The following is a 7363-nucleotide window of genomic DNA, read 5'->3' as shown; positions in this document are numbered from 1 at the left end:
GTTTCATAGCCGTGCTGGCGCCCGCTCATGACGGCCACTTTTTGTGCGCCAATCTGTCCCAGCCACAGCGTGCCGCCATGGCCGGCCACGCCGGGCTGCGGAAAACCGGCCAGCGCGCCGTACGGGATCTGGACGGCGTCGGTGAGGTGCCCGCTCAGGCCGCCCCAGCCCGAGCCCAGCACCACGGCGATGCGCGGTTGCAGGCCCGGGGCGCGCTGGCGGATCGTGTCGATGGCGTTCATGGTGTGTGCTGGCCAGCGCCTTGTCTTACCTTGATGTGGCCCGGGCCAAAGCTCTCGGGCAGCAACTGGCTGAGGGTGTGGCGCGGCCCCAGCGCCAGCTCATTGGCGCTCAGGACGAGCAAATCGGGCGTGCCAAATTCACGCAACTTCTGACGGCAGCCGCCGCAGGGCGTGGTCCAGTTGCCCGCGTCGCCGCTGCCCACCACCAGCACGGCACGCGCTTGCCGCCCGCCAGCCAGCACCATCGCCGCCAGCGCCGCCGCTTCGGCACACAGACCCTCAGGGTAGGCGGCATTTTCCACATTGCAGCCGGCATGGATGCGACCCTGCTCATCGAGCACGGCGGCACCGACGGGGTAGTTGGAATAAGGCGCGTAGGCGTTGCCCCGGGCCTGGCGCGCGGCGGCTAGCAGCGCCTGCTGCTGGCTGTCGGTGAGGGTGAAGGTCGGCATGACCGCACTTTACCGCGAGTCGCGCGACTGGCCCTGCCAGAAAGAGATCAGCGCTTGATGAGGCGTAGCCTTTTGCGGATCAATCAAGGCGTGATCCACGTCGTCCTTCAGTCCGACCCCCGTCAGTTGCTGCTGGCGCGCCCTGGTCAGCAACTGGTGCAGCGTGCGCACGGCAGCGTCGACCGACAAGCCGGCGGGGCGGATGTTCGATATGCAATTGCGCGCCGCGTCACTGGTGCCGACCTGAGGCGCCCAGGTGATGTAAACGCCCATGCTGTCGGGCGAACTCAGGCCCGGGCGCTCGCCAATCAGCACCACCACGGTGTTGGCGCGCAAGGCGGCGCCCACTTCGTCGCCGATGGCGACACGGCCTTGTTCCACCACGGTCAGGGGCGCCACGGTCCAGGGCCGGGTGTCGGCCCGCAAGCGCTGCAACATCAATGACACCAGTGCCACCGCGTTCTGGTGGATCGCCAGCGACGACAAACCGTCGACCAGCACCAAGGCCACGTCGAAGCCCGGCGCATCGCCCTGCTGTGTCTGCCACTGTGCCAGAGCCTGCAGCGATGCCGCATCGAGCCGCCGCCCCAGGTCCGGTCGTTGCAGGTAGGTGGCGCGGTCGGTGGCCTGGCTGTGCAGCAGCAGCGTCGGCAGGCCCAGGCCCTGCAGGTTGACCTGGATGCCGTGCGCGTCAAACGGCAGCTGCACCGCGTCACGCGCCTGGGCGTGGGCCAGTTGAAAGGCCAGGTGGGCGCCAGTGGACAAACTGTTGCCGGCCCGTCCCAGGGCTATGCGGGCGTCGGTGAAACGCTGCAGCGCTTCCCATGGGGTCGACGTGACCAGCGCGGGAGCCCTCATCAAGAGGTCCCCAGGCGTTGAATCGCCGTTGCAAAAGCAGCCGGCAAATGCGGGGCCAGGCGCGGTGACTCGCCGGTCAAGCCGGGCTCACAGATGCCAACGGTTTGCTGCCAGGCCTCGAACTCGGGGGCGGCGCGCAAGCTCAGCAGCTGGCGCAAGACCAGCGCGTCATGGAACGAGGTGCTTTGGTAGTTGAGCATGATGTCGTCCGAGCCCGGCACACCCATGATGAAGTTGCAACCGGCCGCGCCCAGCATCAGCAGCAGGCTGTCCATGTCGTCGGCGTCGGCCTCGGCGTGGTTGGTGTAGCAGACATCGCAGCCCATCGGCAGGCCCAGCAGCTTGCCGCAAAAATGGTCCTCGAGGCCGGCACGGGTGATCTGCTTGCCGTTGAACAAATACTCCGGGCCGATGAAGCCGACCACGGTGTTGACCAGCAACGGCTTGAAGTGGCGCGCCACCGCGTAGGCGCGCGCCTCGATGGTTTGCTGGTCGCAGCCATGGTGGGCGTTGGCCGACAGGGCGCTGCCCTGGCCGGTCTCGAAATACATCACATGGGCACCGCGCTGGCCATCCTCAAACAGGGCGCCGCGCTGCAGGGACAGCGCCGCTTCACGCGCTTCGTTCAGCAGGGCCAGCGTGACCCCAAAGCTGTGGTTGGTGGCCTCGGTGCCGCCAATCGATTGGAACACCAGATCCACCGGCGCGCCGCGCTCAATCGCCTGCAGGGTGTTGGTGACATGGGTGAGCACGCACGACTGGGTGGGGATGCCGTAGTGGCCGATCACGTCGCCCAGCATGTGCAGCAACCGCACCACTTGCGGCACGTTGTCGCTGGCCGGGTTGATGCCGATCACCGCGTCGCCACTGCCCAGCAACAGCCCGTCGAGCAGGCTGGCGGCAATGCCGGCCAGGTCGTCGGTCGGGTGGTTGGGCTGCAGGCGCGTGGCGAGCCGGTGTTTCAGGCCCAGGGTATTGCGCAAGCGGGTGACGACTTCGCACTTGCCGGCGATCAGCACCAGGTCCTGCAGGCGGCACAGCTTGCTCACGGCGGCTACCATTTCCGGCGTCAGGCCGGGGGCCAGGGCGGTCAATGTGGCCGTGCTGGCGTGGTCCGAGAGCAGCCAGTTGCGCAGGTCGCCCACCGTCAGGTGGCTGACAGGGGCGAAGGCGGCTGCGTCATGGCTGTCCAGAATCAGCCGCGTGACTTCGTCACTTTCATAGGGCACCACGGCTTCATTGAGGAGCACGCGCAATGGCACATCGGCCAGCGCCATTTGCGCCGCCACCCGCTCCTGTGCGTCAGTGGCCGCCACACCGGCGAGCTGGTCGCCCGAGCGCAGCGGGCTGGCCTTGGCCAGCAGCGTGCGCAGGTCCGCAAATCGATAACATTGCAGGCCAATGGTGTGGGTGTAGGCCATGACCTGTGCGCTACAGGACTTTTAAGACCGATCCTCTCACATCACGCCAGGTCAAAGCGATCAAGGTTCATCACCTTGTTCCAGGCCGCCACGAAGTCATGCACAAACGCCGTCTGCGCGTCGCTGCACGCATAGACTTCCGCGAGGGCGCGCAGCTGCGAGTTGGAGCCGAAGACGAGATCGACGACGGTGCCCGTCCACTTGAGCTCGCCGGTGGCCCGGTCGCGTCCCTCCAGCACACCTTCGGATGCGGCCGACATCTGCCACTTCGTGCCCATGTCGAGCAGGTTCACGAAAAAGTCATTGGTCAGCGTCTCGGGGCGCTTGGTGAGCACACCGTGCGCCGAATGGTCGAAGTTGGCATTCAGGGCGCGCAGGCCGCCGATCAGAACCGTCATTTCCGGAGCCGTCAGCGTCAGTAACTGCGCCTTGTCCACCAGCAACTCTGCCGTAGCATCTTCGACCTCCTTGCGGGCGTAGTTGCGGAACCCGTCCGCGGCCGGCTCCAGCACGGCGAACGATGCCACGTCGGTCTGCTCCTGCGATGCGTCCATGCGCCCCGGCGCGAACGGCACCTTCACGTCCTGGTCAGCTTTCTTCGCAGCCGCTTCGACGGCCGCGCAGCCGCCCAGCACGATCAGGTCGGCCAGAGAAATCTTCTTGCCGCCGGACTGGGCGCTGTTGAAATTCTGCTGAATGGCTTCCAGCTTCTGCAGGACCTTGGCCAGTTCGGCGGGCTGGTTGACCTGCCAATCTTTCTGCGGCGCCAGGCGAATGCGCGCGCCGTTGGCGCCACCGCGCTTGTCGCTGCCGCGGAACGTGGCCGCCGAGGCCCAGGCCGTGGTGACCAGTTGCGAGATGGACAGGCCCGAAGCGAGCACTTTGGCCTTCAGGGCCGCAATGTCGTCCGCATTGGCCAGCGGATGATCGACGGCGGGAACGGGGTCCTGCCAGATCAGCGCCTCCTTGGGCACCAGCGGGCCCAGGTAGCGGGCGAGCGGGCCCATGTCGCGGTGCGTCAGCTTGAACCAGGCGCGGGCGAACGCGTCGGCGAACTGATCCGGATTCTCAAGAAAGCGCCTGGCAATCTTTTCGTAGGCCGGGTCGACGCGCAGGGCGAGGTCGGTGGTCAGCATGGAAGGCGCGTGCCGTTTTGCCGGATCGTGGGCATCCGGCACGGTGTTGGCGCCCATGCCATGCTTGGGCGTCCACTGGTGCGCGCCGGCCGGGCTCTTGGTCAGTTCCCACTCAAAGCCGAACAGGTTCGAGAAGAAGTTGTTGCTCCACTTCGTCGGCGTGGTGGTCCAGGTGACCTCCAGCCCGCTGCTGATCGTGTCGCCGCCCTTGCCGCTGCCAAAGCTGCTCAACCAGCCCAGGCCCTGCGCCTCGATGCCGGCCGCTTCCGGCTCGGGCCCGACATGGCTGACATCGCCGGCGCCATGGGTTTTGCCGAAGCTGTGGCCGCCCGCGATGAGCGCCACCGTCTCTTCGTCGTCCATCGCCATGCGCGCGAAGGTCTCGCGGATGTCGCGCGCCGCAGCGAGCGGATCCGGGCTGCCGTTCGGGCCTTCCGGGTTGACGTAAATTAGCCCCATTTGCACGGCAGCGAGCGGGTTTTCCAGATCGCGGTCGCCGGCGTAGCGCTTGTCATCGAGCCACTTGTTCTCGGAGCCCCAGTAGACGTCTTCTTCCGGTTCCCAAATGTCGGGTCGGCCACCGGCAAAACCGAAGGTCTTGAAGCCCATTGATTCCAGCGCGACGTTGCCGGCAAGGATCATCAGGTCGGCCCAGGAGATCTTGCGGCCGTACTTCTGCTTGATCGGCCACAGCAGCCGGCGCGCCTTGTCAAGGTTGACATTGTCCGGCCAGCTGTTCAGTGGCGCAAAGCGCTGGTTGCCGCTGCCCGCGCCGCCGCGGCCGTCGTGGATGCGGTAGGTGCCGGCGCTGTGCCAGGCCATGCGAACGAAGAAAGGTCCGTAGTGGCCGAAGTCCGCCGGCCACCAGTCCTGCGAATCCGTCATCAGCGCACGAAGATCCCGGGCGACGGCATCCAGGTCGAGGCTCTTGAACGCCTCGGCGTAGTTGAAGGCCGCGCCCATGGGATCGGACTTGACGGAGTGCTGGTGCAGGATGTTCAGCTTCAGCTGATTGGGCCACCAGTCGGCATTCGACGGCGCGCCGGCGATCGTGTGCTTGCGGGCGTCTCCCGAGAACGGACACTTTGATTCGTTTGCCATGGTTTTTCCTTTGCTTGTTTGAAGTCGAATAATCGGTTCAGTTTAGGTTTTGTATGGCGCTTGATCAAGTGAGTTTTGTCAATCGGGGCCATAGTGCATTCTGACAAACCTATTGCCGAAATTCGATTTGCTGATCTGCCTGCCAGATTCCTGTCGCTGGATACGACGATTTACCGATGTCTTGCATGAGTAGCACAATCATGCTACATTGACGCCATACTTTGAAAGTAAATCATGCAGACCACCACCATCCGTCTCGACGACGCCATGAAGGAACGCATCGCAGCTGCGGCTGACCATGCTGGCAAATCAGCGCACGCCTTCATTCTCGACGCCATCGCCCAAACTGTTGAGCAGGTTGAACTCGACAGTGAGTTCAATGACATCGCAGACGAGCGGTGGAAGGGAATACTGGCTTCCGGGCAGACGGTATCCTGGGAGGACGCGAAAGCGTATCTGGCAGCCAAATCCCGTGGGGAAAGCCCGAACAAGCCGTTGGCTCGCAGTTCCGACCATTGACGGCTGCAATGACTCGCATTGAGATGGCGCCTGAGCTATTGGACGACTTTGATCGCTTCTTTGACTACATTGCACAGTTCGATGCTGGCTCCGCGTCTGAACGCATTGGGGAAATTGTGGAGGCTGTGCAAATTTTGGCTACCAGCCCCATGATGGGTCGTCCTGTCAAAGGCGGCAAACGCGAACTTGTCATTGGGCGGGCTACCCGAGGCTACGTTGCGTTGTACAGATACGTGGCACCGCTCGATACGGCCTTTGTGCTGGCAATGCGAAGTCAGCGCGAATCAGGGTACAAAAATAACAGTTGAATTCCCGGGCAAAAGCAGAATTTGCTTTTTTGTGGAGGATTGGCATCCACTGACTTCGGCGCACATCGCAGGACTGGTCGAGGCTGGCAACCGCTGCACAACGGAAGTCGGTTTCGGACCCTTGGCGGTCAGCCAACTTGTCGAAATGCTTTATCGAAACCGGCCGTCACCATGAAAGTGCCGGGCTGCTTCAATGGAATTAGCGGTTCTTCGTGGCAAAGGACAAAGGGTTGTCGCCTATGTATTTTTCAAGGCCCGCGCCATGTGCAATTTTTTGTAGCTGTCGATCAGGCGCTGGTGCCTGTCGAGCCCTTCCAGTTTCATACCCGTTGGCGTCAAGCCGAAGAAGCGCACGCTGCCGTCCACTGACCCCAACACCGCGTCCATCCGAAGGTCGCCAAACATCCGGCGGAAATTGACCACGTAATCGTCCAGTTCCAGCTCGTCGTCCAGCAGCACCTCGAGCACGACGTTCAAGGCTTGATAAAACAATCCGCGCTCGACCGTGTTGTCGTTGTACTGCAGGAAGGCGCCCACCAGCTCGTGCGCCGCCTCGAATTGCTGCAAGGCGAGGTTAATCAGCAGCTTCAACTCCAGAACTGTCAGCTGGCCCCAGGCCGTGTTCTCGTCAAATTCGATGCCGATCAATGTGGCGATGTCGGAGTAGTCGTCCAGCTCGTTGTTTTCCAAACGCTCAAGCAGTGCTTCCAGGCTGGCATCGTCCAGGCGGTGCAAGTTCAAAATATCGGCGCGGAACAACAGTGCTTTGTTGGTGTTGTCCCAGATCAAATCGTCGACCGGATAAATTTCCGAATAACCCGGCACCAGAATGCGGCAGGCCGTGGCGCCCAACTGGTCATACACCGCCATGTACACCTCTTTGCCCATGTCTTTAAGAATGCCGAACAAGGTCGCTGCTTCCTGCGCATTGGAATTCTCGCCCTGGCCAGAGAAATCCCACTCGACAAAATCGAAATCCGCTTTGGCGCTGAAAAAGCGCCACGACACCACACCGCTGGAATCGATGAAGTGTTCGACAAAGTTGTTTGGCTCAGTCACGGCTTCACTTGCAAAGGTGGGCCGAGGTAAATCATTCAGGCCTTCAAAACTGCGACCCTGCAGCAATTCCGTCAGACTGCGTTCCAGCGCTACTTCCAGGCTTGGGTGCGCGCCAAACGAGGCAAAGACACCTCCCGTGCGCGGGTTCATTAAAGTCACGCACATCACCGGGTAGGTCCCGCCCAGCGATGCATCTTTCACCAGCACCGGAAAGCCCTGCTCTTCCAGGCACTGAATGCCGGCCAGAATGCCAGGGTATTTCGCCAG

Annotated in this window: 7 protein-coding genes and 1 pseudogene; 2 read left to right on the top strand and 6 right to left on the bottom strand. The window is 62.9% G+C overall.

What is annotated here, in order from left to right; all coding sequences use genetic code 11:
• From NDI87_RS15360 to katG, 5 genes and pseudogenes are all read right to left on the bottom strand, one after another.
• Positions 1-242: pseudogene (locus NDI87_RS15360) on the bottom strand (purine-nucleoside phosphorylase); the annotation flags it as partial.
• Complete coding sequence (locus NDI87_RS15355) at positions 239-694, bottom strand: cytidine deaminase (protein ID WP_296276321.1); 456 nt, start codon at positions 692-694, stop codon at positions 239-241. The pseudogene NDI87_RS15360 and the gene NDI87_RS15355, both read right to left, overlap by 4 nt.
• A 9-nt stretch (positions 695-703) precedes the next feature.
• Positions 704-1552, bottom strand: coding sequence for an ethanolamine ammonia-lyase subunit EutC (eutC, locus tag NDI87_RS15350; RefSeq protein ID WP_296276320.1), 849 nt, complete (start codon positions 1550-1552; stop codon positions 704-706).
• Positions 1552-2973, bottom strand: a complete 1422-nt coding sequence (locus NDI87_RS15345; RefSeq protein ID WP_296276319.1) for an ethanolamine ammonia-lyase subunit EutB — start codon at positions 2971-2973, stop codon at positions 1552-1554. Before NDI87_RS15345 ends, eutC begins: the two co-directional genes overlap by 1 nt.
• A 41-nt stretch (positions 2974-3014) precedes the next feature.
• Positions 3015-5210 (bottom strand): catalase/peroxidase HPI, encoded by a 2196-nt coding sequence (katG, locus tag NDI87_RS15340; protein ID WP_296276318.1) that lies wholly within the window; start codon positions 5208-5210, stop codon positions 3015-3017.
• 234 nt (positions 5211-5444) lie between these two features.
• Between katG and NDI87_RS15335 the strand changes: the two genes are divergently transcribed.
• Both NDI87_RS15335 and NDI87_RS15330 read left to right on the top strand, forming a co-directional pair.
• Positions 5445-5729 carry a ribbon-helix-helix protein, CopG family gene (locus tag NDI87_RS15335; protein WP_296276317.1) on the top strand — a complete coding sequence of 95 codons (285 nt, stop codon included), beginning with the start codon at positions 5445-5447 and terminating at the stop codon, positions 5727-5729.
• Between the two features lie 8 nt (positions 5730-5737).
• A complete protein-coding gene (locus tag NDI87_RS15330) occupies positions 5738-6037 on the top strand; it encodes a type II toxin-antitoxin system RelE/ParE family toxin (RefSeq protein ID WP_296276316.1) in 300 nt (99 codons plus the stop codon).
• Positions 6038-6274: 237 nt separating this feature from the next.
• Here the strand turns inward: NDI87_RS15330 and NDI87_RS15325 are convergent.
• Positions 6275-7363: YcaO-like family protein (locus tag NDI87_RS15325; protein ID WP_296276314.1), on the bottom strand; the 1089-nt coding region annotated here is incomplete at its 5' end.

The sequence above is a fragment of the Rhodoferax sp. genome (assembly GCF_023701345.1).
In the GTDB taxonomy this organism is placed as follows: domain Bacteria; phylum Pseudomonadota; class Gammaproteobacteria; order Burkholderiales; family Burkholderiaceae_C; genus Rhodoferax.
Note: the sequence above shows the minus strand (reverse complement) of the source record. Positions and strands in the feature narration are given on the sequence as shown.

What these genes read in the sequence shown, in the direction of transcription:
- NDI87_RS15330 (WP_296276316.1), top strand. Translation starts at nt 5,738, where the DNA reads ATGACTCGCATTGAGATGGCGCCTGAGCTATTGGACGACTTTGATCGC.
- NDI87_RS15355 (WP_296276321.1), bottom strand. Translation starts at nt 694, where the DNA reads ATGCCGACCTTCACCCTCACCGACAGCCAGCAGCAGGCGCTGCTAGCC.
- NDI87_RS15345 (WP_296276319.1), bottom strand. Translation starts at nt 2,973, where the DNA reads ATGGCCTACACCCACACCATTGGCCTGCAATGTTATCGATTTGCGGAC.
- NDI87_RS15335 (WP_296276317.1), top strand. Translation starts at nt 5,445, where the DNA reads ATGCAGACCACCACCATCCGTCTCGACGACGCCATGAAGGAACGCATC.
- katG (WP_296276318.1), bottom strand. Translation starts at nt 5,210, where the DNA reads ATGGCAAACGAATCAAAGTGTCCGTTCTCGGGAGACGCCCGCAAGCAC.
- eutC (WP_296276320.1), bottom strand. Translation starts at nt 1,552, where the DNA reads ATGAGGGCTCCCGCGCTGGTCACGTCGACCCCATGGGAAGCGCTGCAG.